Origin of the sequence: Phormidium sp. FACHB-592 (assembly GCF_014695795.1) — a bacterium.
Classification (GTDB): domain Bacteria; phylum Cyanobacteriota; class Cyanobacteriia; order Leptolyngbyales; family Leptolyngbyaceae; genus Stenomitos.
The window spans coordinates 43,018-68,853 of sequence record NZ_JACJOZ010000049.1; the positions used below are offsets into that span (position 1 = coordinate 43,018).

The following is a 25,836-nucleotide window of genomic DNA, read 5'->3' on the forward strand; positions in this document are numbered from 1 at the left end:
GTGCGGACTTCATGCCAGGTCAACTCTTGTTAGTGGATGATGAACCAGGTTTGCGTGAAGCCGTGCAGGCGTATCTGGAGGACAGTGGCTTTACCGTTGCGGCTGCCAGCAATGCGGGGGATGGGTTGCTACTAGCGCGACAATCACTGCCTGATCTGGTTATTACGGATATCATGATGCCGCAGGTTGATGGCTATCAGTTTCTCAAACAGTTACGCGAAGATCCTAAGTTCAAAACATTGCCAGTGGTGTTTCTCACTGCCAGAGGGATGACCTCCGATCGCATTCAGGGTTACAACGCTGGTGCAGATGCGTATTTATCGAAACCGTTCGACCCCGATGAACTGGTGGCGATCGTCACCAATTTGCTGCAAAAACGTGACGCGGTACGCGCTGCCGGAGAAGACGAACCGCGTAATATTGACGACGTCATTCGAGAAATTGAAGAAATCAAACGGCTTCTAACGAAGGGAGGCTCGATCGCTCAATTGCCAAACACGGTCCAGATTGATTTCACCCCTAGAGAGCAAAGCGTCCTTAATCTAGTGGTAGACGGTCTGATGAACAAAGAGATTGCTCGTCGCCTTGAAACTAGCGTCCGCAACGTTGAAAAATACGTTAGCCGTTTGTTCAACAAAACAGGCACCAGTAGCCGTACAGAATTAGTACGCTATGCGCTAGAGCATGGGCTGATTCAATAAGTGTTATTTAGCTCTTTGTTAGGACAGCTTGGGAAGGTAGGGAAATCACTAGCTTGGTAGCACTAGAGAGTAGCTATAAGCTTGCTATGCCTACTTATTAGGCTTATAGGGTAGCTTGCTAAGACCGTTCAATAGTTTGTTTTACTGCAAAGAAGAGAGCCTAGTTGTCTTCAAAATTGGAGCAGCTAAAGCCACAATTGCGACCAGCTATTACTCCTCCTTGAGAGAGAGAAACCTTAACACAGATCAGGGCGCAAATCCATCGGCGTGTAGATGTGAACAGGGATATGAATCTGAGTATATGGGGTAGGGTTTGTTGTGCTTACTTCAACAACCGTTTCGATGATTTCTAATTGCTATAGCTTGGAGGAGCCTGCTATGAAAGATGTTTTAACCGCGTTACGTCCGCTACGTTTCCTTGTAATGCTTTGTCTCTGTGCTGTCATGCTGTTTTCTTCTGTTGCTCCGGCTTTCGCTGTGCCAGCAAAAAACGAGCCTAATCCCGAAGCCAACCAAGCTGCTAAGGAATACGAGCAGGAGTCACGGGATGCGATCGCCACTGATCACCCCCCTAACCTAGAAGAAACGCAAGCAAAAACAAAAGGTGGCGGTCTTAACGAGGTACAGGGTAAAGCGGGTCTCGATGAAATGAAACGACCTGCTAATGCCTCAGGAACGCCGTCGGTCGAAAAAGATGTGAAGAATATTATTGAGAAAGTTCAAGAGAAGTTTGGTGGTTAATCAGATTTAAGCTGAGCAAACCGTTTTCTTAACCGTGAGAGCAGTCGATCGAGCATCGGCTGCTCTCACTGCTTTAAAGTAAAGCTGGATGATCTCGTGCAAGATGCGACATTGCCTAGCGTTGTCATGCTAGAGGCTAGTGCCCTTACAAATTACTAAAGTTGACGGGTAATTTAACTCACGCTCCTTACTAAGAGGACGATCGCAAGCTGAAGCCGCCCAGACCTTAGCCATAAGCTATGTAGCTTTTCTACAGCAATGAGATTTGCAAGCAGGAAAAACTAACAGCGATTTAACTGTAGCGGCGTTTGCGTTGAGCCACGATTGCTTTGCGCTTTTTCTTCTCGATTGGGGTTTCAAAGTGCCGATGAGAGCGTAGGTCAGCCAAGATTCCTGCTTTAGAGACCTGACGCTTAAAGCGCCGTAACGCAGAATCAATGCCTTCGTTTTCACCAAGAACTATCTGAGTCATTACTTTTTAATCTCTCTAGAACATGATTGTGTGAACGAACTGCCGAACGGATGCAGAGCAAACACATTGCCTTATGGCAACTCCAATCAAGCATTGATTGCCCTTTCAACCATAAGCTGAGCCTCTAGAGGTGGCATCCTAGATTGACATGGCACATCTAGCAAAAGGCTATCTGCTTCAGTCACAGACAGATCAATTCAACGATACGTTATCACGAAAAATTGCTCGCGTCATCCCAAAGTTAAGTTGTTGTATGAATCTGAAAAGAACGTACATAGTGTGTCCGGTTCAACACTGTGCTGATGCTCCTGACAAGCCGCTCTACCATGCAGCAAAGTGTTTGCCTCTAGATTTCTTCCCATCACATGGAATTAGCGCCAGGGAAGCTTTTGAGTTGTAAGACTGAAGCGTTGGGAGTGAGGTAAGTTTTGAGTCTTGCCCTCAGCCCTCATCCTTTGCCCGTCTTCCCACTCCCTGTTACCCTGAGTCTTTAAACTCCGCTATCCAAAATTCAATTTTCAATTGCTATGGTTTCTTCTACTCAGTCCACTATTGGCATCGCGATCGTCGGTACAGGTTTTGGGCAAAAAGTACATATTCCAGGCTTTCAGGCGCATCCTCGGACGCAAATTGTAGCGGTCTATCACCGCGATCAAGCGAAAGCAGAAGCGATCGCCCAGCAGTACCAGATTCCATCTGCCTGCGAGACGATCGAAGCGATTGTGGCACTTCCTTCAGTACAAGGTGTAAGCCTCTCTACACCACCCTTTCTGCACTACGAACAGGCAAAAATTGTCCTGAAGGCAGGTAAACACCTGTTACTCGAAAAACCAACAACGTTATCCGCTAGAGAAGCACTGGAGTTGCAGCAATTGGCAGCGGCAAATGGCGCGGTCGCCAACCTTAATTTTGAGTTTCGTTGCATTCCTACCTGGCTGCGGCTGGCAGAACTGCTGGCAGAAGGCTACGTCGGCAAGCCACGGTTAATTAAAGTAGATTGGTTAGTGTCAAGCCGTGCTGATGCCTCCCGCCCCTGGAACTGGTATGCACAAAAGGATCAGGGCGGAGGTGCGCTGGGCGCGATCGGCTCTCATGCCTTTGATTACATTGCCTGGTTGTTCGGTGATGTCAAACAGCTTTGCGCTCGTCTAAGCGTCTCTGTACCAGAGCGCCCCGATCCCGAAAGCGGTCAACTGAAACCCGTTGATGCGGATGATGTCTGCACAATACTGCTGGAACTAGCAGATAGCACGCCCTGTCAACTGTGCCTGAGTGCAGCCACCTATCAAGGACGGGGACATTGGGTAGAGGTCTATGGCGATCGCGGTACGCTTGTTCTGGGCAGCAGTAACCAGAAGGACTACGTTCACGGCTTTAAGCTCTGGGGCAGCCAGCAGGGCGAACCATTGCAGGAGCTAGAAATTCCCAAACGGCTGGAGTTTCCCGAAACGTTTCAGGATGGTCGGATTGCGCCCTTTGTACGAATTATTGATCGCTGGGTGCAAGGAATCGATGAGGGCAGAGCGATCGCCCCCTCGTTACAAGAAGGACTGTATTCGCAGCGACTCATGGATTTGGCACACGAGTCGAATCAAAGTGGGCGTTGGGTAACGGTGAAGTAAAGGGTTTAGTTGACGAGACGCAAGGCTAAACGCTGACTGCTGACCGCTGACCGCTAACTGCTGCTCGTAGAAAACTCAAACCAAATGCCAAAACTAGTCCATCACCTCATGTTGCTGTTGCCTAACAACTGTGGACTTTACAGGGTTCTTATAAAACCTGGATTAGACTAAACCAGGTTGGATAGAATGAAAATTACACAGCAGGCTATTTGATATGTCACAGAGTCAAGCAACCATCCTGGTAACTGGCGGTGCAGGCTACATTGGCTCCCATGCCGTCCTGGCGCTTCAGCAGGCGGGCTACCATGTCATTGTGTTAGATAACTTGGTGTATGGGCATCAAGACATTGCCGAAAAAGTATTAAAGGTTGAGCTAATCCAGGGAGACACGAACGATCGCCCCCTATTAGATAAGCTCTTTGCCACCCATAACGTCAGCGCTGTGATGCACTTTGCGGCGTATGCCTACGTTGGTGAATCGGTCACTGATCCCGCAAAATACTACCAAAACAATTTTGTGGGCACCTTGACCTTGTTAGAGGCGATGCTAGCAGCCTCAGTAAAGCACTTTGTCTTTTCCTCGACCTGTGCAACCTACGGTGTACCGGAGATCATTCCCATACCTGAACACCATCCTCAAAATCCGATCAATCCCTATGGTGCAACTAAGCTCATGGTAGAGCGGGTGCTTGCTGATTTTTCTCATGCCTATGACTTCAAATCGGTTAGCTTTCGCTACTTCAATGCAGCCGGTGCTGATCCGGAGGGACGCTTAGGCGAAGACCATAATCCTGAAACGCATCTGATTCCATTGGTTTTGCAGACAGCGCTGGGGCTACGCGATTCGATCGCCATTTTTGGCACCGATTACCCTACTCCTGATGGCACCTGCGTCCGTGACTATATCCATGTCACTGATCTGGCACAGGCTCATGTACTGGGGCTGTCATACCTACTAGATGGTGGTGATACCACTATCTTTAACCTGGGTAATGGCAATGGCTTTTCGGTACGCGAAGTGATCGAGACAGCGCGTCAGGTAACTGGACGAGAAATCAAAGCGATCGAACACGATCGTCGTCCAGGCGATCCGCCAGCACTGGTTGGTAGCGCCGATCGTGCTCGTAGCATTCTGGGGTGGAATCCGCAATACGCTGATCTACACACGTTGCTTTCTCATGCTTGGAGCTGGCATCAAAAACGTCATCCGGCTCCAGTCGGTAGCTCTAAGTTTTAGAGAGAAGAAAATCTGGGGGCAAAGCCCCCAGGTAGGAGGTATGACCCGCTCTACCTAAAGCAATCTTCATAAAAGAGCGATCGGTAAGGGCATTTTATAAAAAACACCCTTATCGATCGCTAGCAGCGCTTACAGACACAAACTAGAGCACTAACCACATAGCGTATAAACGCTCCTAGCTGTAAGGCTATAGCTTCGACTTACTTGAAGCGCACCTTACGTAGACTTACTTATTCGCTGCGCCTGGTTCAGTCAATTGGCGATGCAGTTCGGCATTAGCGGTATCTGGCAAAACTTTACTGATATTGCCCTGAACTTGAGTCTTTAGCGAACCTGCAACGAGGCTATCCTTGCCTTGCATCAATGCTTCAAACCCTTGTCTCGCAACGACAGCCGGATCATCTTTCTTACCTGCACCAACTCTAGTTTCATCCATGTCTGCCCGGTGGAAGAAGTTGGTATCCGTTGGTCCCGGCATCAGCGACGTGACGGTAACACCTGTGTCTTTTAGTTCATTGCGGAGTCCTTCAGCAAACCAGTGCGTAAAGGCCTTAGAAGCAGCATATACGGCTTCAAATGGTCCCGGCATCAGCGCTGCGATCGACGATGTAAAAAGAACCTTGCCATTACCGCGATCGACCATATCCTTCACAACTCGCTTCGCCAGATGCACCGTTGATACCACATTCAGGTTGATGAGGTTCAACTCTTCTTGCAGGTCAGTTTCGATAAATTTGCCGCCAACACCCACTCCAGCGTTAATCGCGATTGCCTCTACAGGTCGCCCAGTCGCCTGAACCTGATTGTAAAGGGTTTCAACCCCCTCGTAGGTCGCCAGATCAGCTTGTACAGGTTTCACATGAGCGCCTAACGTCTCAAATGCTTGAGCCGCCTCATTGATACTAGATCCGGTTGCTGTGACCACAAGGTCAAAACCGTTTTTAGCAAACTGTTTGGCAAGTTCATAACCAATGCCACTAGAGGCACCTGTTACAACTGCTAGCGGTCGGGTTGATGTGCTATTCATGATTAATTAAACTCCTAGATCCCTGGATCATTGTTGATATGATTGCGATGCCTTTAAAGCAATCTGTTTCAGCGTAGAATTGCCAATAAATAAAGCCTTGCAGGTAATAAAGCACAAAACTGAAAGATGCTAGATCAATGCCTAGATCAATGCAGCATAGAGATAGCTTTACTCAATATTGCCAACAGCTTTACTAACATCTGCTGGAGTTTCAAACTCTTCATCAGCTAATTGCTCTAAGGTTGAGAGGATGTTTTCGTCAGCACCTTCTTTTTTGGCATGATCAAGTAAATCTTGCTTGCTAGCAGGATAATCCATTCCCTTAAGATGCTTCTGCAACTGAATAGGATTAACTTTAGACATTGCTTTTCTCCTATGACTGTTTCAACTTTCGGATTAAATTGGGGCGATCGCTTTTCACAGCAATAGAGTGGCTAATTCTCTAGTTGTATCGTCCTAGCAGAGACAATTTTAGAAATCGTTTAGACAAACAGACTTGGCTGTTTTGCCACAAACGTATGGGGGATCGTAAACATTAAAGTTTCGTGCAAGCTCTTATTGCTATGGGAGATCTGATAGCGATTTCAAGAGCATTTCACAAGGCATCGCTTAACAAATCTCAATTCAACTCTAAGGCGCTTCACAACACCTTCCCTTCGTCTTAGGGAGGATTTTGCAGCTTGCCCTTGTAACTAATTGACGTTTTGATTGCTAGTAATGCTTTAGTCATGCGTAAAGCAATCGAAAAAGAATTTTTTAGCCAGATAAAGCGATTGCTAGCTAAACAATTCGTTCTACTGGGTGTCTGAGTGCTTAGGAGGTTTCTAGCAAACAAAATACCCGTAGGGGGCAGGTTTGATACCAACGTGATCGCCTACTAGCAAGGATTCTGGCAAAACCCGCCCCCTACAAGCGGTACTTTCTCAGAAATCTCCTTAGGGAAGCGATCGTGCTGTTTACCTGGCTCACTAATTGTTTATACGCTAAAAAGCGAGATCCCCCTGTAACTTCCCTCTTTACAAGGGAAATTGAGGGGGATCAATCAGCATAATTGACTGTTGTTCAGCCTTTATCCTTTTAGCCTTCAGCCTTTAGTCTTACCCCACTAAGCCTGATCGCAGTGCCCGTACTGCTGCTTGCGTGCGATCGTCTGCACAAAGCTTGTTGAGAATGTTGCGGACGTGGGTTTTGACAGTGCCGACAGTAATGTAGAGCTTTTCAGCGATCGAGGCATTGCTGCATCCATCCACAATCAATTGCAGTACTTCGAGTTCGCGCTCGGTTAGTGGATAAGCCTCAATGATCTGGTTATACTCTGGGGCAGCGGCATTAATCGCCACCGTTTTTGCTTCCGGCGATTCACCATTGGGCGCATTTTGACCCGCCTGATGAAGAACAACACGAGCGATCGCGGGATCAATCCACGAGTTGCCACCATGAGTTACTCGCAGCGCTTCGGCAAGACTATCCAGACTCACGTCTTTCATACAGTAAGAGTCTGCTCCAGCCCCAAACGCTGCCAAAACAACCTCTTCATTATCCTGCAAAGTTAAAATTAGGACTTTGGTTTCTGTGATCGCCGCGCCTTCAGAATCTGTCTGCGTTTGCTTAAAGCGACGGGTCAGCTCAATCCCATCCATGTCAGGCAAGCCAATATCCACGATCGCGACATCAGGCGCAGTTGATTCTAAAAGTTTTAGCCCGTCTGTTGCATTCGCTGCTTCGCCAATGACATTAAACCCCCGCTGCTGTAGCGCTGTACGCATACCAACTCGTGTCAGATCATGATCTTCGATGAGGGTGATCCGAATGTTTTCCATACTTCAGTTGCCTCAATTCCAAAAAATAGCGGGGTAAGGGATTAGTGACTGCATCATAATCCTAAATGGTTGGTTTGTAGATCATTTGCTTGCAGACAACAAGCCCGCTCTGATATACCAATCTTAGCTAGTTGTCCTGGCATTTCACCATATAGAATAGCGACGCAAAAGCAAATGGCTAACTGCTCAAAAAGCACGCAAAAGCAAGCATTCTGTTCAATTATTGCACCCACTATCGAAAGGCCATCGCTGACTGCCGTGCAGCGTAGCGTTCCTATACTGCTCTGGTCGCTTAAGCCGCACCATTAGTTTATCAGGGTTGTTTTTTAGCTGTTTAGAGAATTGCAGGCAGATAATACTGATACATCTATCTGAAGTCAGAGTTACTGCTGTAAAGAGCTTTGCAGCCAGGCTTAAAGCTACGTCTGTAGTTACCCTTTGAGGCTGGCAAGTGGGACACGATCCCCATGCTTCATACCTTAAGGATGACGACCTTCGATCTGCCTAAGCCTAGCTACGCCTTGAAAAGCGCTGTTAACCTGTCGATAGATTGAGGACAAAAGCGGAACATTCTTTAATGATGAATGTACTAACAGGTGTAGCTAAGTGCATAAATCGTACTTAAGGATTAGCGCCTTTAAGCGGAGGACTAGCAATTAGGAGTAAAAGCAGGATTGCAGCTGCTTCCTGAGATCTAGTGGTTGGTTACGAGTGATGCAAGAACCCTTGAGAATTCTGTTAGTGGACGGTAACGCTACGGCGCGACTAGCAGTGCGTCAAGCGTTTACCTATGCAAAAGCAGTAGTAGAGATAACTGAAACTGAAACCTGTCGAAGCGCGATCGCGCTTCTGCAAGAACAAGCGTTTGATGCAGTGCTGCTAGACTACAACCTGCCAGATGGTAATGGGCTGTGGCTACTACAACAAATGCAGCAGTTAAGTCTCACAGTGCCGCTCGTCGTTCTCACTGAGCAGGGGGATGATCAGATTGCAGTTGAGTTGATGAAGGCAGGTGCGGCTGATTACTTGTCGAAAAGTAGGCTAGTACCTGAAGCTTTAGTGCGTAGCTTGTCTAATGCCGTACGCATTCATCGAGCCGAACTGCAAGCGGCAGAAGCAATGCAACAGCTACGCATCAGTGAAGAACGCTATCGACTGGTGGTAGAAGGTTCACATGATGGCATTTGGGACTGGTATATCTGCCGCAACGAAGTTTTTTGTAACGATCGCCTCCTCGAAATTGTTGGTATTCCACGCGAGGAGATGAGCACTGCCTATGATGCGTTTTATCACCTTATTCATCCTGATGACCAGGTACGTGTCTTAAAGGCACTCACAGCTCATCTGAAGCACGGTACGGTGTTTGATGTTGAGTTTCGGCTGCGACACGCTTCTGGTGACTACCGCTATTGCACGTCACGGGGCAAAGCCCAATTCGATGGGCAGAATACACTCTTTCGGATGTCGGGCATTGTGAGCGATATTACGGCTCGAAAGCAGGCAGAAGATGAGGTCGTCAAGCTAAACCGCGATTTGGAGCGGCGTGTAGCGGAACTGCAAACCCTTTTTGACGTGATCCCGATCGGCATTGCAATTGCAGAAGATTCAGAATGCCAAACGATTCGCGTCAACCCTACCTATGCTGAGATGCTGGGCATTGCCCCTGATGCAAACGCTTCTTTGACCGTTCAGGCAGACGGCGATCCCCCTTATAGACTGCTGCGTCAGGGGCAAGAGCTCACGGCAGATGCCCTTCCGATGCAAGCCGCTGCTACTTCAGGACGTTCAGTGCTGGATGCTGAGGTTGACATTCTTAGAGATGATGGCAGGGTTATCCATGCTATCAGCTATACAACACCTCTCTTTGACGAGCAGAATCAGCCGAGAGGCTGCGTGGGTGCTTTTTTAGACATCACCGCACTCAAGCAGGCAGAAGCAATGCAGCGCTTTCTAGCAGATGCTAGCTCGGTACTGGGGGCTTCGCTTGATTATCAAACTATTCTGCATAACATTGCTCAGCTCGCCGTGCCTGTGTTGGCAGATTGCTGCTTTTTTGACATCCTGACCGGGCAAGACACGTTTGAGCTTTTGACCTGGCAGCACGTAGACCCCGACAAGCAAGGGTGGATGCAGCGCGCCCACTGCCACACGCCTACAACTAAACAGAAGCAGCACCCAGTTGTACAGAGTTTGAGCACTGGGCAGACCGTGTTTCTGCCAGAGGTGACGGATGCATGGCTTGAGTCGATCGCCGACAATGAGGAGCATCTTGAGTTTCTGCGCGCCCTCGATATCGGCTCGTTGATGACCTTACCCCTGATTGTGCATGACCGTAAGCTCGGTGCCTTAACATTGTGCCTGTCTCGCTCGTCTGGGCGCAGCTATACCGATACTGATCGCCAACTGGCAGCCGATCTGGCGCAGCGAGCAGTGTTGGCGATCGACAATGCACAGCTTTACCAATCCACTCAGGAAGCAGAGCAAAACCTGCGGGATGCACTCATTATTCTGGGTCAGCACCAGCAGCAACTGCGAACCCTCCAACAGTTGACTGATCTGCTCAACCAGCGCTTAACCAATCTACCTGAACTCTTGCAGGTCATGGTTGATGCAATCTGTGATGCGATTCCCAACGCAGCCTTTGGCTTGATCGTGCTGCAAAATCCCTACACTGGACTGCTGGAACTGACCGCTTCTACTGGAACAGCGACCGATCGCTTCCAGCTTGAGGAAGCGTTTGCGCCAGGTGAAGGGCTGCTGGGCGAGATCTTTCTCACGGGTGGTTCACGCCTCATTCAAGCAGCAGACGACCCAGAGATGCAGGGCACTGATGATGCTCCCGTTGTGATCGCTCCGGCTGCCTTGCCCCCGCTGCCGCGCTCTCTTTGCATTGTCGCGATCGAGTCTGCACGAGCAGGTAGGTTAGGCGTATTGGCGATCGGCAACTGGACTCATTCTGCGGCATTTAACATGGATAATCTACATCTGCTAGGGGCGTTTGGCGAACAAGCCGCGATCGCCCTCACGAATGCCCAACTCATTAATGCACTGGAAGAGCGAGAAGACCGCTTAGAAGTCCAAAACCGCATTCTGGGCGAACAAAACCAGGAGCTAGAGAAACAGCGCCAGCACATTCAATCCCAAAATGTACGCTTGCAAGAAACTGCCAAGCTCAAATCGCAGTTTGTCGCAACCATGTCGCATGAGCTGCGAACTCCAATGAATGCGGTAATCGGCTTCTCTCAACTGCTGCTGCGTCAGCACCTCGTACCCCAGCAGCGAGACATGATCGATCGTATTCTTAGCAACGGTAGAAATTTGCTAGCGCTCATTAACGACATTTTAGATCTGTCTAAAATTGAAGCAGGGCGGTTGGAGCTAGCGCTAGAAGTCGTTAATTTGAAACAGTTAGTAACCGCAACGGTCGAAGAACTGCGATCGCTCGTTGACCAAAAACGATTGATGCTAGACGTACAGCTAGACCTCCAAAACCCGCTAGTAACGACTGATAGCAACCGCTTACGGCAGGTGTTAGTGAACTTAATCTCTAACGCCATCAAATTTACCGAAGCGGGTAGCGTGCGCGTCACCGTTAACGAAGCAGGTGCAGACGCGATCGTTATCACTGTGCAAGATACAGGCGTTGGCATCCCTGAAGCGCATCTAGACAAGATTTTTGAAGCGTTTCACCAGATCGATCAAACGCTTGCCAAAAAGTTCTCTGGTACTGGGCTAGGGTTAGCCATCTCTGACCTCATCGTTCGTAAAATGAACGGCACCATTACTGTTGAAAGTGAACTTGGCGTCGGCTCAACGTTTCAAGTGCAACTGCCCCGTTACATTGAGCCTGACTGCTAATTACCTATCGTCTTCCTGTCTGCGACCAGACACGAGTTGGCAAGCCCCACACATAGATAAAGCCCTCAGCCGCTCGATGATCAAACGTATCTTCTGCGCCGTAGGTTGCCAAGCCAGGGCTGTAGATGGAGTAGGTGGATTTGCGCCCAACGACAATCGAGTGCCCCTTAAATAGCTTGACTCGTACAACGCCCGTCACTCGTTCCTGGCTCTTCTTGACGAAAGCATCCAGCGAGTCGCGCAGCGGACTATACCACAAACCGTTGTAAACCAGCTTGGAGTAGGTATCTTCGATGCCACGCTTGTAATGGATCAGGTCAGGAGTCAAAGTAAGGCTTTCTAAATCCCGATGCGCCTGTATCAAGACCGTTAGTGCCGGTGTTTCGTACACTTCCCGCGACTTGATGCCGACCAGACGGTTTTCGATCATGTCAATGCGCCCGACGCTGTGGGCACCGACAATCTCGTTAAGCTGGGTCACAAGCGCCACTGGATCAACAGGTTTGCCATTTAAACTAACGGGAAAGCCTTGCTCAAAACCAATTTCGACATACTCAGGCTGATCGGGAGCATTAGCGAGCGCTGCTGTCATCGTATAAACGTCCTCTGGCGGCTCCGTCCAGGGATCTTCGAGCGGTCCAGCTTCGATCGCACGACCCAGCAAGTTTTTATCAATACTGTAAGGCGACGATTTTTTCACTGGTGATTCAACGCCAAAGCGTTCACCATAGGCGATCGTCTGTTCACGGCTCATGCCCCATTCCCGTGCCGGAGTCAGCACTTTAATGTCTGGGTTGAGGGCAGCGATCGCCACATCAAAGCGCACTTGGTCATTCCCCTTCCCAGTACAACCGTGCGCGACGGCATCAGCACCATATTCTGCTGCCGCATCGACTAGCAACTTCGCAATGAGCGGTCGCGCCAGTGCCGTCGAAAGTGGATACTGATTTTCGTACAGCGCATTTGCCTGAATGGCAGGAAACGCATAATCTTTCACAAAATTTTCGGTCGCATCAACGACCAAAGAAACGCTGGCACCAGACTTCAGTGCCTTCTCACGGACGGGTTCTAGCTCATCGCCCTGCCCCAAGTCAGCCGCGAGCGTAATAACTTCTTCGACTCCCCATTCGTGCATCAGGTAGGGAATGCAGACGGAAGTATCAACTCCGCCTGAGTATGCCAGTACAACTTTTTTGGCGCGACCCATGACTGCCTCGGTTGGATAAAAGAACTGAGCAATCATTATGCAGTGAATTGTGACCGATTCATGTCAGAACGGGTACAGAACATGGAGACAGAAATGGGTTAAGCACCAGAGAGCATTTTGAGTTTTGCGTAAATTTAGCCTTCAGCCTTTAACCTTTAGCCTTCAGCCTTTTGCCTTCCTTACATCGTCTCATTCGCCTTACAAGTCAGTGTTCCTTCCTTCTGGTTTGGCTGTCCGCCCATCGGCTTCACCGTTAGAGATGGTTGATAGGTGGGGTAGCAGCGCACAAGAATAACATCACCGCGAGTGTTGTACAGCACGTGGACAGGTTTGCCGCCCAGAATCGCTGGGACTAACTGAGGTGCCTGAGGTGCGGTGGCGATCGCTTCAGGACCAAGCTTGACGAGCGCTTCTGGCTGACGGGGCAGTTCAGGCGCAGCCACGGTTGCGGTCACAGGTGCAGCTAGTTCAATTGCAGAAAGGGCTGGCGTTGCCTGAAGAAAATGTATGCAGAAGGCTAACGCAAATGCTAAACCAGCCAGAACGAAATACTCTCTCAAAGGGATTCTCGTCATGTCTAAGGCTCTCAAACTTGAATAAGCCCTACTGTACCCTTTACTCAGCCGTATTAAACGTTCATGTTGATCGCTGCCACGCTGGGACTTAAACTTTTCTACAGCCCCGCAAAGGGGAATGCATAAGGCAGAATGGGCGATGGAGACTTGAACGAAGAGGCGTTTTCATGGGGATTAAGTTCGGGCGCGAAGTTTGTGGTGACCTCGACCAGGCAGCAATGCGGGAGTGGCTTGTCACAAACGGCACGGGCGGCTATGCGTCAGGAACGATCGCCGGGCTGTTGACCCGACGCTATCATGGGCTACTGGTTGCTGCTCTGAAGCCACCGCTAGGACGGACGCTGATGCTAGCAAAGCTAGATGATACAGCGCTGTACGGCGATCGCTTTTATCCGTTGCATACCAATCAATGGGCAGATGGCACTATTGGTCCCCACGGTTATCGCCATCTTGAGCAGTTTGTACTAGATGTGAGCATTCCTACCTGGCACTATGCCTGTGCCGATGCGCTGCTGCAAAAGCGGATCTGGATGCACCCCGGCGCAAATACAACCTATGTGCATTATCAACTGGTGCGCTCGACCCAACCGTTGACCCTGACCCTAAAAGCGATGGTGAACTATCGCGACTATCACAGCAACACACAGGGTAATGGCTGGCGGATGACGATCGTACCAGCCGAAAACGGAGTCTATGTGTCTGCGTATCCAGAGGCAACACAGCTTTATCTCACCAGCGATCAAGCGGAAGTAACGGCTGCTCATGATTGGTACTACGGTTTTGACCTGTCAGCTGAGCGCGATCGAGGTTTGAACGATCGCGACGACCATCTCCATGCAGCCACCTTTCAAGCGACTCTACAACCGGGCGAAACACTCACACTTATTGCCAGCACCGAGCGCAAACCGGAGCGAGATGGCGAAACAGCACTCAAAGTGCGTCGTGCTTACGAGCAAAAGCTATTGGGGCTATGGCACAGTAACCGACCCGTTGACACCAAAGATATTCCCGCCTTCGCCAACCGCTTAGTGCTAGCTGCCGATCAATTTATTGTGCAGCGATCGACCCCGGAAGAACCGCACGGCAAAACCATCATTGCAGGCTACCCCTGGTTCAGCGATTGGGGACGCGACACGATGATCAGCCTGCCTGGACTCACCCTTGCAACGGGTCGCCCCGACGTTGCCCGTTCCATCCTGCGAACCTATGCCCGTCATGTGAATCAGGGTATGATTCCCAACCGCTTCCCCGATGCTGGCGAGCAGCCCGAATATAACACCGTAGACGCAACGCTCTGGTTTTTTGAAGCCGTCCGCGCCTACTATGGCGTCACCGAAGATGAAGATCTGGTGCAAGAACTCTTTCCTGTGCTAGCAGACATTGTGGATTGGCACTGTCGCGGCACTCGCTACAATATCCATCTTGATTCTGCCGATGGGTTACTCTATGCCGGTGAAACAGGGATGCAGCTTACCTGGATGGATGCCAAAGTGGATGATTGGGTGGTAACGCCCCGTATTGGCAAGCCGATTGAAGTCAATGCTTTGTGGTACAACGCGCTACGGACGATCGCCAAACTTGCCCGCATCGTCGGCAAACCCCACCAAGAATATGAAGCAATGGCAGATCGAGTGCTGGCACGCTTTTCGCGCTTCTGGCATCCCGAACTAGGGTATTGTTACGATGTCCTTGATGGTCCTGATGGAGATGATGCATCCCTCCGTCCCAACCAGCTTTTTGCTGTCTCGCTACCCGAAAGCCCGTTGACGATCGTGCAGCAGAAGGGTGTTGTGGATATTTGTGGACGCACACTGCTGACTTCGCACGGGCTGCGATCGCTCGATCCCAATCATCCGCAGTATCAGGGCACCTATGGGGGTGATCAGCTTCAGCGCGACGGAGCCTATCACCAGGGTACGGTTTGGGGCTGGTTGATGGGTTCCTTTGTTCTGGCACATTTGCGGGTTTATGGCGAACCAGCGAAAGCCCGCGCCTTTCTAGAACCAATGACAAATCAGTTCTCTGTCCACGGCATTGGTAGCTTGAGTGAAATTTTTGATGGCGACGCACCTATGAAGCCCCAAGGCTGTATTGCTCAGGCATGGACGATCGCCGAAGTGCTACGGGCATGGTTGGCGACAGAAGTAGAAAGTAGAAGCTAGAGCAGGGGTAGGCTGTAAGTTGAGCCTGGCTTCTCAAAGCTTGAAACGGCTGGCGATAGTATTGTTCTTCGCTCAGTGGAAACCGTTGCTCAACATTCCATTGATTGCCTAAATTTTAATTTCCATCAAACTGTTAGCGGAATCCACCATTGTGGCGCGATCGGTCAAGTAACACTAACGTAGGTTCTAGCCGTCAAATTTCTGTTAAGTAACGTAACGATGTGACAAATTACACAATTGAGCGTCTGAGCAATCATTAGGATTTTGCCTGTCACCGCAAAATGGCTTAGGGCAGACAATCAATGGCACAGCATCATCACGAACACGATCACAACAATCATGGGCATAGCGAACATCACCACGACCCTAATGTCATTAGCGACACTGAGGATAAAAAATCACTTGCTGATGCGACAGAAGCAGAATTCTTAAAGAAACATCCCACCTATCTTTCGCAGCAATCCCGACGGGCGTTTTTGGCGTCTGCTGGAGCCGCTGCTGCACTAGGGTCGAACTTTGCAGTCAGCTTTTTGCGGGGTGACAAAGCCGAGGCAAAAAACGAAACTCTCATGGCTGCCGATATGATTCGGGATGCCAAAAACATTCACGTCCTGAAAGCAACACCAGAGACGTGCTTTTGGGGCTACTTTGACAAAACGCAACCGCCCGTTCTCACAGTGAATCCGGGTGACATTGTGTATATTGAAGCGCTGACACACCATGCGGGCGATGCTCCCGATTTGCTGATGGATGCAGGTGTGAAGGCGGTTTACGACAAAGTGACCGATCGTGGTCCTGGTGTGCATATCATGACGGGACCGATCGCAGTCAACGGTGCAGAACCCGGCGATACTCTCATGGTACGGATTCTTAAGACCGAACCGCGACTGCCTTACGGCAGCAACATTGCAGCAAACTGGGGCTATCTGTACGATACGTTCAAAAAAGAGCGCATCACCATTTACAAAATTGATATGGAAGCCGCGCTGGCATATCCTGCCTTTGCTTACGACTTCAAAGGGCGACCCAAGTACGACACGCCTGGTTTCATCACGCCTCCCGACGCGGCAGCACGGGAAAAAATCAAGATGAAGGTGTCGATTCCGCTGCGTCCCCACTTTGGTGTTATGGGCGTAGCACCCCAGGAAAGTGGACGCATCAACAGCATTCCACCCGGTCCCTTTGGTGGCAATATCGACAATTGGCGCATTGGGGCAGGTGCAACGATGTATTACCCCGTCTTCAACAAAGGCGCGAACTTCTTTGTGGGTGATAGCCATATGGCACAGGGTGATGCGGAATTAGCGGGAACGGCGATCGAAGCTTCCATGAACTCCTACATCCAAATCTTCGTGCTCAAAGATTTCCCCATCACCAATCCCATCCTAGAAACCGATTCCCATTGGATTACCCACGGCTTCAACCAGGATTTAAACAAAGCAATGCGTCAAGCCGCTGACCAAATGCTGGACTTTCTCACAACCAAACGCAAGATGAGTGCCGATGAAGCGTACTCCATGATTTCCGTTGGCGTTGACTTTGGGGTGACGCAGGTTGTAGACATCCGCCAGGGTTGCCATGCTGCTGTGCCCAAAAACCTGTTTGTGCCGACTTAGTCCCCTAGAGTTAACGCACTAGGAGTCGTGCTGTCTTACACCTGTAGCGAACAAGTACTCATTCAGACCCTCAAGCCTTTTCAGCCCCAAAGACTTGATAACGTTCTCATTTGCTTTAGTTCAAAACAGGATCAGCCAGTGTGGTTTAAATGGATAGGAGTCGCTAGCCTTATGGGCATACTTGGTATTAATTGCGACTGGCTACCGTTTGATCACACTGTATCTGTTGACGGCTTATACGGCTGCAAGACCTGGTAGCAAGGCAAGAAGCAAACTGAAGAGGGCATTATGCAACGCACACTTTACCTAGGTCTAACACTTCTTTGTCTTATCGGTATGTCAACAACTGCCATAGCAAAAGGAAAACCACAGCAACAGCAGACACCGCAGAGTACAGGGCAACAAATCGAGCAAGGCAATACACAGCCATACAACCAGCCGCAGCTAGATGGGCAACAAATGGAGCAAGGGCGCTATTTACCATGCCAAATGCAAAGCTCAAATGTGCAACCACAATTTGGCTCTCAGTCATTCGGTGCATCAAACGCGAAGCCAAGCCGCTCGAATAAAGGTGGGCGCGTCCGTGGGCGCGATCGTGTTCAACAGGTTCACCAGATGAACAATCTTGCGAAAAAGCAGCGCGCAGCAGGAAACCTTTCAATGCAACAAGGTAACTGTTTGCAACCCCGCAACTAAACGAGATTCATAAGGGGCTTTGAGAACGTTGTCTCCTTCAGCCCCTTCCAAGTAATCTTTGGGTAAGACAGTTGATCAGTGTAGTTAACCGAACCATTAACAGGACAGATTTGCTACAAAACAATGTTCAAACGCTTTGAAGACTGCTAATACAGTCACCTATCAGTCAGAGCGTAACGCAAACAAGTTATCGCACGTTAAATCGCGCCCTTGCCATCCACACTTTGGTCTCAAGCTAAATCTCGCTTTAAGACGAATCCCAAAGGGTTGACTTGTAGTTTGAAACCCTTTTCCAGCAAGTCTTTGGGTCAGAAGCACGGCTTGCTATCGAGCCACTTGATCTAAGCTGCTATCAGGTAGAAGTGCCATCGTCGCTCAGCAGAAAACCGAAGCGGGTCTTAGCCAATTGACCACGCTTGGTCTGAAAGATCTGGCTGCAAACCCAGTGAAAGCGGGTGTCCCGGTCTATAGCCTTCTCCTCAGTTCTAAGAGCGGCATGAATTCCGAGTTCATCAAAATCACCTCATCTGCTAACTACAAGTACAGTGGGAACTATTGGCTTGTACTAGTGTTAGTGCTCAGATAACACAACCGGTGGTGAGCGATCGCCGCAGACTCAGCACCCTGGAAGTCTCTGCTATCGGACTTGGCGTTCAAAACATGAGCCGTACCTATCAACAGGCTATCCCCACCCGGTCGGAGATGTTCAACCTCATTCGGACAGCCTTTGATCGGGGCGTCACCTTTTACGACGCAGCCGAGGCTTACGGTCCGCATGAGGTTGAACCACGTTTGAGTCCGGTGCTCGCTCGGCATGGCACACCCATCCCTTGGGGCAGATCCTAATCGTCACAGCGGGCACAGGTCGCGTACAGCAGTGGGGCGGATCGATCAAGGAGATTCGGCAGGGAGATGTCGTCCGCATCCCACCGGATATAAAGCACTGGCACGGAGTCTCGCCAAATACGCTAATGACGCACATTGCCATTCAGGAAGCACTCAATGGCAAGGCTGTGGACTGGATGGAACACGCGCGGTACAGTGCGTCAGTCCGTGCAGTGGGGGCGAATCCATCAGCACGTGCCATGAGCAGTGTGCAGCCAACAGCAGCTCAAAGAGCACAACCGACAGCAGACCAAAGAGTGATCGGCGATATTGCCCTCAAGTTAGTCGAGCTAACCGACAACGTGCTCTTTGGCGATGTCTGGACGTCCTGAGCTATCAAAGCGCGATCGTAGCCTGGTAACGGTATCCGCGCACATTGCTATGAACAGACCGCAACAGCTCCATTCTCATTTCGTCAGGGCGCGCGAAAACGGTGTCACGCAAGAGGAGTTGATTGAGACTATTACCCACTTGGCATTTTACGTGGGCTGGTCAAACGCGGTGACCGCGATTTCCGTAGCCAAGGAAGTCTTCGAGCAGAAATGATACCTGAGCGAAGGTGCAGACCGCTAGAAAAGGCGCGAACAGTAAACACTTGTCCAAGGCTGGTTCGAGAATGTTGCAAGGTTTCTCAGCTTAATCGAAGTCAGAAACAAAGCCACTCATTACCGTTCTCAATCTCTTGTTGAGGCTCGTCCGTTGCCTTCCGCATCAGTGCGACATTAGCATACAGGCTCTAGCTATGAGAACCTACGGACGCAGCCGGTCTTAAGCACGTTGTCGCGTGCTGTCACCGTCCCAAAGTAGCCTAGTTTTGTAATACGGACAAAAAGGTACTGAAGCAAAACCAATGCGTTGTTTTGCTTGAAGTCCCTCACATTGGTTTTGGTTCAAAAGCTACGGGGACGCCTTCTTTCAAGATAACGAATTGTGATTCTTGGGAAGAATGAGTCTGAGATGAAGCGGTACCCCCCGAATGCTGATTTCCTTCCTGGCAAGAATCCTGGCAATTCAAAAGAGAGCCGTCCCGCTACTTCGTACTCTGCCACTCATAGTAGGAGTAAGTACATCCACTGCCAGCGTATGGCTCTGGCATGGTTTAGTGCAGCAAGAACAGGCTCAGATTCAGCAAGCTTTAGCTGTTGAGGCAGGAAATTTAGAGCTAGAAATTACAGAAAAGATTCAGCCACAAATTCAGGCGGTGGCTCGCATCGCTGAGCAGTGGAAATACCAGGGCAAACCGTCTCAGGAGGAGTGGGAGTTTAATGCCTTACTCAATGTCAGGGACTTTAAGAGCTATCAGGCGATCGCTTGGGTTGATCCGTCTCACCACGTCCGCTGGCTTGTACCGCTACGAGGAAATGAAGCAGCGCTGAACCTTGAGTTGGACTTTGAGCAACGACGCAAAACCGCACTTGATGTGGCTTATCAACAGCGCAGGGTCACCGTCAGCCATGCTATTGATCTGGTGCAAGGGGGAAAGGGATTTCAAGTCTATATTCCTATTTTTACCAAGCAGCGATTTGATGGTTTTATCGTTGCCACCTACCGAACTCAGGCACTGATTGATAGCATTCTGTCAGATAAGGATACGAATGGCTATGAAGTTGCCATTTTTGATGGAGCAGAGCAAATTTATACTCGACACGGCTCCCATCCCCTGCATCACAAGCAGTGGCAGAAGGAGAGCAGGGTTGAATTGCATGGTTTGAACTGGCGCATTCGGGTCTCGCCCACGGCGGCTCTGTTTAACCAGATGCGATCGCCCCTACCCACGATCACCTTGGTAGGTAGTTTGACGCTGTCTTGGCTGCTCGCCTTGGCGGTACATCTGGCAAACCGGGCAAGACAAACAACCCGTCACGCGATCGCGACTAACTCAGCACTAGAACAGGAGATGCGTGACCGCCAGCGCGTTGAATCAACCCTGCAACAAGAACAGGAATTTTTGCAGGTCATACTTAATACGATTGAAGCTGGCATCGTGGCGTGTGATGCGGCAGGCACCCTGACCCTGTTTAATCGAGCGACCCGCGAGTGGCATGGCTTACCTGAACAACCGCTTCCGGCTGAGCAATGGGCACAGCACTACAACCTCTATCATGGGGACGGCAAGACCCTGATGAGGATGGAAGAGATTCCGCTATTTCGAGCTTGGCAGGAAGGGTCTGTTCAAGATGTCGAGATGAAAATTGTGCCTCAGCAAGGGCAAGCCCGGATGTTACTGGGAAGTGGACAAGCGATTTTAGACTCTCAAGGGCACAAGCTAGGCGCAGTTGTCGTGATGCATGATATTACGAATCGCAAGCAAAGTGAGGTCGAGTTGCAAGAGAGCGAAGCTGCGATTCGGGCACTTTATGAGATTACCGCTGCCTATGAGCTGAGTTTTGAGGAGCGGTTCCAGCGCTTATTGGCAATGGGATGTCAGCATTTCAATCTCGATTTCGGCTTTCTCGCTCATACTCAAGGCGATCGCTACGAAGTTATAAGTGTCCAAACTCCTGATCAATCTGCTAAAGCAGGCGATGTCTTTAATACTCAGCAGACCTACTGCCTGGAAACACTGAAATCTGATGATCCGGTCTGCATTGAAAACGCTACTCAATCGGAGTGGTGCCAACATCCAGGCTATGCTGCCTTTGGTATGGAAAGCTATATCGGTATGAAGATTAAGTTATCAGGTGAGCTATATGGAGTGCTGTGTTTTTGCAGCCATAAACCAGCTCAACAACCCTTCAAACCTGTCGATCAGCAGATTTTAAAACTGATGACGCAATGGGTAGGGGGAGAACTAGAGCGTCAACAAGCGACCAAGGCGTTGCAGCGTCAGCTAGAGCGGGCAGCACTGCTCAAGCATATTACGAATGAGATTCGTCAGAGTTTAGATACTGAGCAAATCTTCCAAACAGCTGCGATTCAAATTGGTAAAGCGTTTGGTGTCAACCGTTGCCTGATTCACACTTACATTGCTGCTCCAGTGCCCAAAAAGCCTTTAGTTGCTGAATATTTAACCCCTGAATGTTCATCCGTAATGGGAATCAACATTCCGATTGCTGGTAATGCCCATGCTCAACGCTTGATCGCTCAAGATAGCGCGATCGCCTCTGCCAACGTCTTTGCCGATCCATTGCTTGAGGCAGCCGTACCGATTTGTCACCAGATTCAACTCAAATCGATGCTGGCAGTGCGAACTTCCTACCAGGGAGAAACGAATGGGGTGATTGGGCTACACCAGTGCGATCGCTTCCGCCAATGGACTGACGCTGAAATTGAGCTTCTAGAGTCTGTTGCCGCCCAAATGGGCATTGCCTTGGCGCAGGCACAGCTACTAGACCAGGAAACGCAACAGCGAGAAGAGTTGACGCTGAAAAACTTTGCCCTGGAGCAAGCCAAGCGAGAGGCTGACAAAGCCACTCAAGCGAAAAGTGAATTTCTGGCAATGATGAGTCACGAAATCCGCACACCGCTCAATGGGGTGATTGGCATGACCAGTCTGCTGTTCAACACGCCTCTGTCTTCTCAGCAGCACGATTTTGCTCAAACCATTCGCAGCAGTGGAGAAGCCCTGCTCGCACTCATTAACGACATCCTAGACTTCTCCAAGATTGAGTCTGGCAAACTTAGTTTAGAACAACAGCCCTTTAACTTGCGGGCTTGTGTGGAACGATCGCTCGATCTATTGAGTACCCAGGTAGCCGACAAAGGAGTGGAGTTAGCTTATCTTGTTGACCCATCGGTGCCAACGACGATCGTCGGTGATGCTGCCCGCCTCAGTCAAATTCTGCTAAATCTGCTCAGCAATGCCATCAAGTTTACCCAAGTCGGAGAAGTGACCGTTTCAGTCGACGCTGAGCAACGGCAAACGGCGGATACTCAAGCCACTCCGTCTGAGTATGAATTGCAATTTGCGATCAAGGACACCGGGATTGGCATTCCTAACGATCGACTGCACCGCCTGTTTAAGTCCTTCAGCCAGGTAGATGCCTCCACCACTCGCCAATATGGGGGTACAGGGCTGGGGTTAGCCATCAGTAAGCGCTTGAGTGAAATGATGGGCGGCAGCATCCAGGTCGAGAGCCAGGTTGGAGTGGGTTCAACCTTTTCGTTTACGATCGTCGCTCAGTCGGTCGTGGGCGCTTCAGACAGTTTTGCTGATCCGCAGCCTCAACTGGTGGGCAAGCGGCTGCTCGTCGTTGAAGATAATGAGACCAATCAACAACTCCTGGTGCAGCAAGCGCAGTCTTGGGGAATGGTGGTGCAAGCAACTGGCTCTAGCCAAACCGCACTCAGTTGGCTCGCTCAAGGAGTGTGTTTTGACTTTGTGATTCTAGATGCTCTGATGCCTGATGCCGAAAGCCAAACGCTGCTGACAACCATTAGTGAGCAATGTAGCGGTCAGAAACCAGCATTGATCGCGCTCACACCCTTTGGAAGAGATCTGCCTGAACTAATTCAGTCTAAGTTTGTGGCTTATCTGCACAAACCCGTGAAGCAATCGCAGCTTTACAATGTGCTGACCAATATTGTTGGTGGCCAGCCAGTCGGTCGTAAACCCATTCATCATTCAACCGTTTACATTGAGCGATTAGCAGACCGTTTGCCCTTGAACATTCTTCTGGCTGAAGATCACCCGGTAAACCAAAAGCTCGCGTTGATGTTTTTGCAGCAAATGGGCTACCGAGCTGATGTGGCAAGCAACGGGCTAGAAGTACTGGATGCCTTACAGCGTCAGCCCTATGATGTCGTACTGATGGATGTGCAAATGCCCGAAATGGATGGCTTAACCGCAACTCGTTATATCTGCGATCGCCTCCCCGCTCACCTGCGTCCTCGCATTATTGCCATGACTGCAAACGCCATGCAGGGCGATCGCCAACTGTGTCTAGAAGCTGGCATGGATGATTACATCCCCAAACCAATCCGCGGCGCTGAATTGGTGCAAGCCTTGAGTCAGTGTCGATCGATCGATCGCCAATCCTCAAACGCTCAAAAACACGAAACAACAGTAGAGGTTTTGTCCTCAGTTCTCAACCCAAAGGCGCTGCAAGACTTACAAGAAATGGCAGGGGCTGATGCAGCCGAATTTGTGCTAGAGGTGATTGATTGTTACTGCGACCATACTCCAAAACAGTTGCAGGCAATGCGAGTGGCGCTAGTTCAAGAAGATGCGGCAACCCTGCACCGTGCTGCTCACACGCTCAAAGCCTCCAGTGCTTCTATTGGAGCAAGCTTGCTTTCTCAACTTTGTCAAGCATTAGAACACTTGACCAACGCACAAATTCCAGCAGAGGCAGAAACGTATCTTGCCAAAATCGAAGTCGAGTCTGACCGAGTGCAGGCAGCGTTAGTTGTAGAGCGTCAACAATATCAATGCTAGAAACCAATCATTCTGAAATGGCTATGCCGCTGGTGCTAATTGTCGATGATGAGCCACTGATGCGGCTTCAGCTCAAGCGTGCCATGAAGCAACTGGGCTATCAAGTTGCCGAAGCAACGAATGGAGCAGAGTGTTTAGACCTTTATGTGCAACTAAGCCCAGACCTGGTATTGTTAGATGCCTTAATGCCTGTGATGGATGGCTTTACTTGTTGTACAAAACTACAGACCCTGCCGACGACTGAGCAGGTTTATCCAGCTCCGGTCTTAATGATTACAGCATTAGAGTCCGAAGAATCGGTCGAGCGAGCGTTTGAGTCCGGTGCCGTAGATTATGTCACCAAACCGATTCACTGGGCGGTTCTCAACCAACGGGTTCGCCGCCTCATTGCCCAAGCGCAACTGCAACAGCAACAAGCGTTGCTACAGCAGCAATTACAAGAAGCGAATCTTGCCTTACAACGCTTAGCAAACACAGACAGCTTAACAGGTCTGGCAAATCGACGTTGCTTTGATGAACACTTTGCTCAAGAATGGCGACGCATGGCAAGAGAGAAACAGCCGCTCTCGCTCATTCTATGTGATGTGGATTTCTTCAAGCACTATAACGATACCTATGGACATCAAGCAGGCGATCGTTGCTTAATGTCGGTGGCAAAAGCCATTAGTAGCAGTGTGAAACGTTCTAGTGATCTCGCTGCCCGTTATGGAGGCGAAGAATTTGCAGTCATTCTACCCAATACGGATGAGGTCGGTGCTGCTATTATCGCCGAGGCAATTTGCACCAACATTAGAGCCTTAAACATTGCTCACAGCAGTTCAAACATCGCAGAGCATGTCACCTTAAGTTTGGGGGTGGCAACGATGGTTCCTCGTCCACAATTTAATTCTGAACTTTTCTTCACGGCATCCGATGCAGCACTTTACCGCGCTAAAGATGAAGGACGCGATCGCTACTGTGTGCAGAGCAGTGCCAGTTTCAGTTCATTCATGGAGCCTCTTAATAGTTAATCCATTCGTCTTTTTAGGAATAGGAAACCGATGGCTTCATGCTTTAGATGATGGACGTTTGTTGCTGAATCTATACAGATGGATTTGCTGCCTGCCCAAACTTAAGGCTCCCCAGCTAGAATCACGCTTCCTAAGAAAGTTCTCAGCCAACCAGACCTCAATTTCTAGCTTACTTCCACTGTCAATTTAGCTTGGCGGTTAAGGATGTCTGTAAGCCCCAAAGACGGTAATATAAACCCCTTCAGCAACCCAGGCAAAAACCATGCAAAGCAAATCCTCTCCCTGAGTCTCCTCGCCACACTCGCGCTGGTGCTATCGAACAGAACGGTTACTGTGCAAGCCTTGTAACCAACAAATACGGGTGGTGGCTACCTAGTCAGCGCCAACCAACCGCACGCATAACCTCAACCCCGACCCACATTGCAGTGGTTGGCACCTTTGTTGCGGCTGAAAAACTAACCATGGGCACAGCGCAAATTGTTGTGGAGCAGGGTCAGCGCTATCTCATCCTTATACCATTTCAATATGAAGCTAGTTAGAAAATCATATTGGTGCGGTGTGGTACTTTGTTCACGACTACAAGGCATCCTTACTTGTTTAGGACTACCAATTTTCCAGAGTGACCTAAGAGAGACACTTTGAAGACCGACTGAGTTCTCAATGTTCCTTCTATGGAGCCGCGAAGAAATTGATCGACTGCTTCCGTAGCAGCACGCTACCCCAGCGTAGTTTCTCTAGGACCCATAAAACTTAAAGAGACAAAGCCACAGGACTGAACCATGCCATTTCGTTATCTTCTGGCGCTCAGCGCGCTCTCGTTTGCCTTGCCG

The 25,836-nt window shown here is 49.8% G+C and carries 19 protein-coding genes; 13 read left to right on the forward strand and 6 right to left on the reverse strand.

All coding sequences use genetic code 11. From position 1 onward, the window contains the following. Positions 1–11 precede the first annotated feature (11 nt). Entirely contained in the window at positions 12–701 is a 690-nt protein-coding gene (locus tag H6F86_RS13765; protein ID WP_190449183.1) for a response regulator transcription factor, read from the forward strand. 378 nt (positions 702–1,079) lie between these two features. Beyond that, on the forward strand, positions 1,080–1,442 hold the full coding sequence (locus H6F86_RS13770; protein ID WP_190449184.1) for a hypothetical protein: 363 nt from the start codon (positions 1,080–1,082) through the stop codon (positions 1,440–1,442). Positions 1,443–1,734: 292 nt separating this feature from the next. On the opposite strand, the gene rpsU is transcribed toward H6F86_RS13770, so the two are convergent. Then, on the reverse strand, positions 1,735–1,914 hold the full coding sequence (rpsU, locus tag H6F86_RS13775) for a 30S ribosomal protein S21 (protein ID WP_190449185.1): 180 nt from the start codon (positions 1,912–1,914) through the stop codon (positions 1,735–1,737). Positions 1,915–2,441: 527 nt separating this feature from the next. Here rpsU and H6F86_RS13780 point away from each other — a divergent pair. After that, entirely contained in the window at positions 2,442–3,536 is a 1,095-nt protein-coding gene (locus H6F86_RS13780; protein WP_190449186.1) for a Gfo/Idh/MocA family oxidoreductase, read from the forward strand. Between the two features lie 214 nt (positions 3,537–3,750). Further along, the gene (galE, locus tag H6F86_RS13785; protein WP_190449187.1) at positions 3,751–4,773 is read left to right on the forward strand and encodes a UDP-glucose 4-epimerase GalE; all 1,023 of its coding nucleotides are present in this window, start codon (positions 3,751–3,753) and stop codon (positions 4,771–4,773) included. 226 nt (positions 4,774–4,999) lie between these two features. Here the strand turns inward: galE and H6F86_RS13790 are convergent, their stop codons facing one another. From H6F86_RS13790 to H6F86_RS13800, 3 genes are all read right to left on the reverse strand, one after another. Beyond that, the gene (locus tag H6F86_RS13790) at positions 5,000–5,800 is read right to left on the reverse strand and encodes an SDR family NAD(P)-dependent oxidoreductase (protein WP_190449188.1); all 801 of its coding nucleotides are present in this window, start codon (positions 5,798–5,800) and stop codon (positions 5,000–5,002) included. Between the two features lie 168 nt (positions 5,801–5,968). Continuing rightward, positions 5,969–6,163, reverse strand: coding sequence for a DUF2795 domain-containing protein (locus H6F86_RS13795; protein WP_190449189.1), 195 nt, complete (start codon positions 6,161–6,163; stop codon positions 5,969–5,971). 734 nt (positions 6,164–6,897) lie between these two features. After that, complete coding sequence (locus H6F86_RS13800; protein ID WP_190449190.1) at positions 6,898–7,620, reverse strand: response regulator transcription factor; 723 nt, start codon at positions 7,618–7,620, stop codon at positions 6,898–6,900. Positions 7,621–8,334: 714 nt separating this feature from the next. Here H6F86_RS13800 and H6F86_RS13805 point away from each other — a divergent pair. Continuing rightward, on the forward strand, positions 8,335–11,478 hold the full coding sequence (locus tag H6F86_RS13805) for an ATP-binding protein (protein WP_190449191.1): 3,144 nt from the start codon (positions 8,335–8,337) through the stop codon (positions 11,476–11,478). Between the two features lie 4 nt (positions 11,479–11,482). Here the strand turns inward: H6F86_RS13805 and H6F86_RS13810 are convergent, their stop codons facing one another. Then, positions 11,483–12,685 (reverse strand): argininosuccinate synthase, encoded by a 1,203-nt coding sequence (locus tag H6F86_RS13810; protein ID WP_190449201.1) that lies wholly within the window; start codon positions 12,683–12,685, stop codon positions 11,483–11,485. Positions 12,686–12,864: 179 nt separating this feature from the next. Then, on the reverse strand, positions 12,865–13,260 hold the full coding sequence (locus H6F86_RS13815; protein ID WP_190449192.1) for a hypothetical protein: 396 nt from the start codon (positions 13,258–13,260) through the stop codon (positions 12,865–12,867). A 167-nt stretch (positions 13,261–13,427) separates the two neighbouring features. Between H6F86_RS13815 and H6F86_RS13820 the strand changes: the two genes are divergently transcribed. The 8 genes from H6F86_RS13820 to H6F86_RS13855 all read left to right on the forward strand — a co-directional run bounded on the left by H6F86_RS13820 (position 13,428) and on the right by H6F86_RS13855 (position 25,006). Further along, on the forward strand, positions 13,428–15,422 hold the full coding sequence (locus H6F86_RS13820; protein ID WP_190449193.1) for an amylo-alpha-1,6-glucosidase: 1,995 nt from the start codon (positions 13,428–13,430) through the stop codon (positions 15,420–15,422). A gap of 302 nt (positions 15,423–15,724) precedes the next feature. Then, a complete protein-coding gene (locus tag H6F86_RS13825; RefSeq protein WP_199305272.1) occupies positions 15,725–17,038 on the forward strand; it encodes an acetamidase/formamidase family protein in 1,314 nt (437 codons plus the stop codon). A gap of 336 nt (positions 17,039–17,374) precedes the next feature. Beyond that, the gene (locus H6F86_RS13830) at positions 17,375–17,734 is read left to right on the forward strand and encodes a hypothetical protein (RefSeq protein ID WP_190449194.1); all 360 of its coding nucleotides are present in this window, start codon (positions 17,375–17,377) and stop codon (positions 17,732–17,734) included. Between the two features lie 555 nt (positions 17,735–18,289). Then, a complete protein-coding gene (locus H6F86_RS13835; RefSeq protein WP_199305273.1) occupies positions 18,290–18,580 on the forward strand; it encodes an aldo/keto reductase in 291 nt (96 codons plus the stop codon). Continuing rightward, on the forward strand, positions 18,565–18,951 hold the full coding sequence (locus H6F86_RS13840) for a cupin domain-containing protein (RefSeq protein WP_190449195.1): 387 nt from the start codon (positions 18,565–18,567) through the stop codon (positions 18,949–18,951). The genes H6F86_RS13835 and H6F86_RS13840 overlap by 16 nt, the downstream gene beginning before the upstream one ends. Continuing rightward, a complete protein-coding gene (locus tag H6F86_RS13845) occupies positions 18,935–19,165 on the forward strand; it encodes a carboxymuconolactone decarboxylase family protein (protein WP_199305274.1) in 231 nt (76 codons plus the stop codon). The genes H6F86_RS13840 and H6F86_RS13845 overlap by 17 nt, the downstream gene beginning before the upstream one ends. A gap of 430 nt (positions 19,166–19,595) precedes the next feature. Then, complete coding sequence (locus H6F86_RS13850; protein ID WP_190449197.1) at positions 19,596–23,996, forward strand: response regulator; 4,401 nt, start codon at positions 19,596–19,598, stop codon at positions 23,994–23,996. Next, positions 23,990–25,006 (forward strand): PleD family two-component system response regulator, encoded by a 1,017-nt coding sequence (locus tag H6F86_RS13855; protein ID WP_190449198.1) that lies wholly within the window; start codon positions 23,990–23,992, stop codon positions 25,004–25,006. The genes H6F86_RS13850 and H6F86_RS13855 overlap by 7 nt, the downstream gene beginning before the upstream one ends. The last annotated feature ends 830 nt before the right edge of the window (positions 25,007–25,836 follow it).

Coding starts and splice junctions, on each gene's coding strand:
- H6F86_RS13765 (WP_190449183.1), top strand. CDS start 12: ATGCCAGGTCAACTCTTGTTAGTGGATGATGAACCAGGTTTGCGTGAA.
- H6F86_RS13770 (WP_190449184.1), top strand. CDS start 1,080: ATGAAAGATGTTTTAACCGCGTTACGTCCGCTACGTTTCCTTGTAATG.
- rpsU (WP_190449185.1), bottom strand. CDS start 1,914: ATGACTCAGATAGTTCTTGGTGAAAACGAAGGCATTGATTCTGCGTTA.
- H6F86_RS13780 (WP_190449186.1), top strand. CDS start 2,442: ATGGTTTCTTCTACTCAGTCCACTATTGGCATCGCGATCGTCGGTACA.
- galE (WP_190449187.1), top strand. CDS start 3,751: ATGTCACAGAGTCAAGCAACCATCCTGGTAACTGGCGGTGCAGGCTAC.
- H6F86_RS13790 (WP_190449188.1), bottom strand. CDS start 5,800: ATGAATAGCACATCAACCCGACCGCTAGCAGTTGTAACAGGTGCCTCT.
- H6F86_RS13795 (WP_190449189.1), bottom strand. CDS start 6,163: ATGTCTAAAGTTAATCCTATTCAGTTGCAGAAGCATCTTAAGGGAATG.
- H6F86_RS13800 (WP_190449190.1), bottom strand. CDS start 7,620: ATGGAAAACATTCGGATCACCCTCATCGAAGATCATGATCTGACACGA.
- H6F86_RS13805 (WP_190449191.1), top strand. CDS start 8,335: ATGCAAGAACCCTTGAGAATTCTGTTAGTGGACGGTAACGCTACGGCG.
- H6F86_RS13810 (WP_190449201.1), bottom strand. CDS start 12,685: ATGGGTCGCGCCAAAAAAGTTGTACTGGCATACTCAGGCGGAGTTGAT.
- H6F86_RS13815 (WP_190449192.1), bottom strand. CDS start 13,260: ATGACGAGAATCCCTTTGAGAGAGTATTTCGTTCTGGCTGGTTTAGCA.
- H6F86_RS13820 (WP_190449193.1), top strand. CDS start 13,428: ATGGGGATTAAGTTCGGGCGCGAAGTTTGTGGTGACCTCGACCAGGCA.
- H6F86_RS13825 (WP_199305272.1), top strand. CDS start 15,725: ATGGCACAGCATCATCACGAACACGATCACAACAATCATGGGCATAGC.
- H6F86_RS13830 (WP_190449194.1), top strand. CDS start 17,375: ATGTCAACAACTGCCATAGCAAAAGGAAAACCACAGCAACAGCAGACA.
- H6F86_RS13845 (WP_199305274.1), top strand. CDS start 18,935: ATGTCTGGACGTCCTGAGCTATCAAAGCGCGATCGTAGCCTGGTAACG.
- H6F86_RS13850 (WP_190449197.1), top strand. CDS start 19,596: ATGCTGATTTCCTTCCTGGCAAGAATCCTGGCAATTCAAAAGAGAGCC.
- H6F86_RS13855 (WP_190449198.1), top strand. CDS start 23,990: ATGCTAGAAACCAATCATTCTGAAATGGCTATGCCGCTGGTGCTAATT.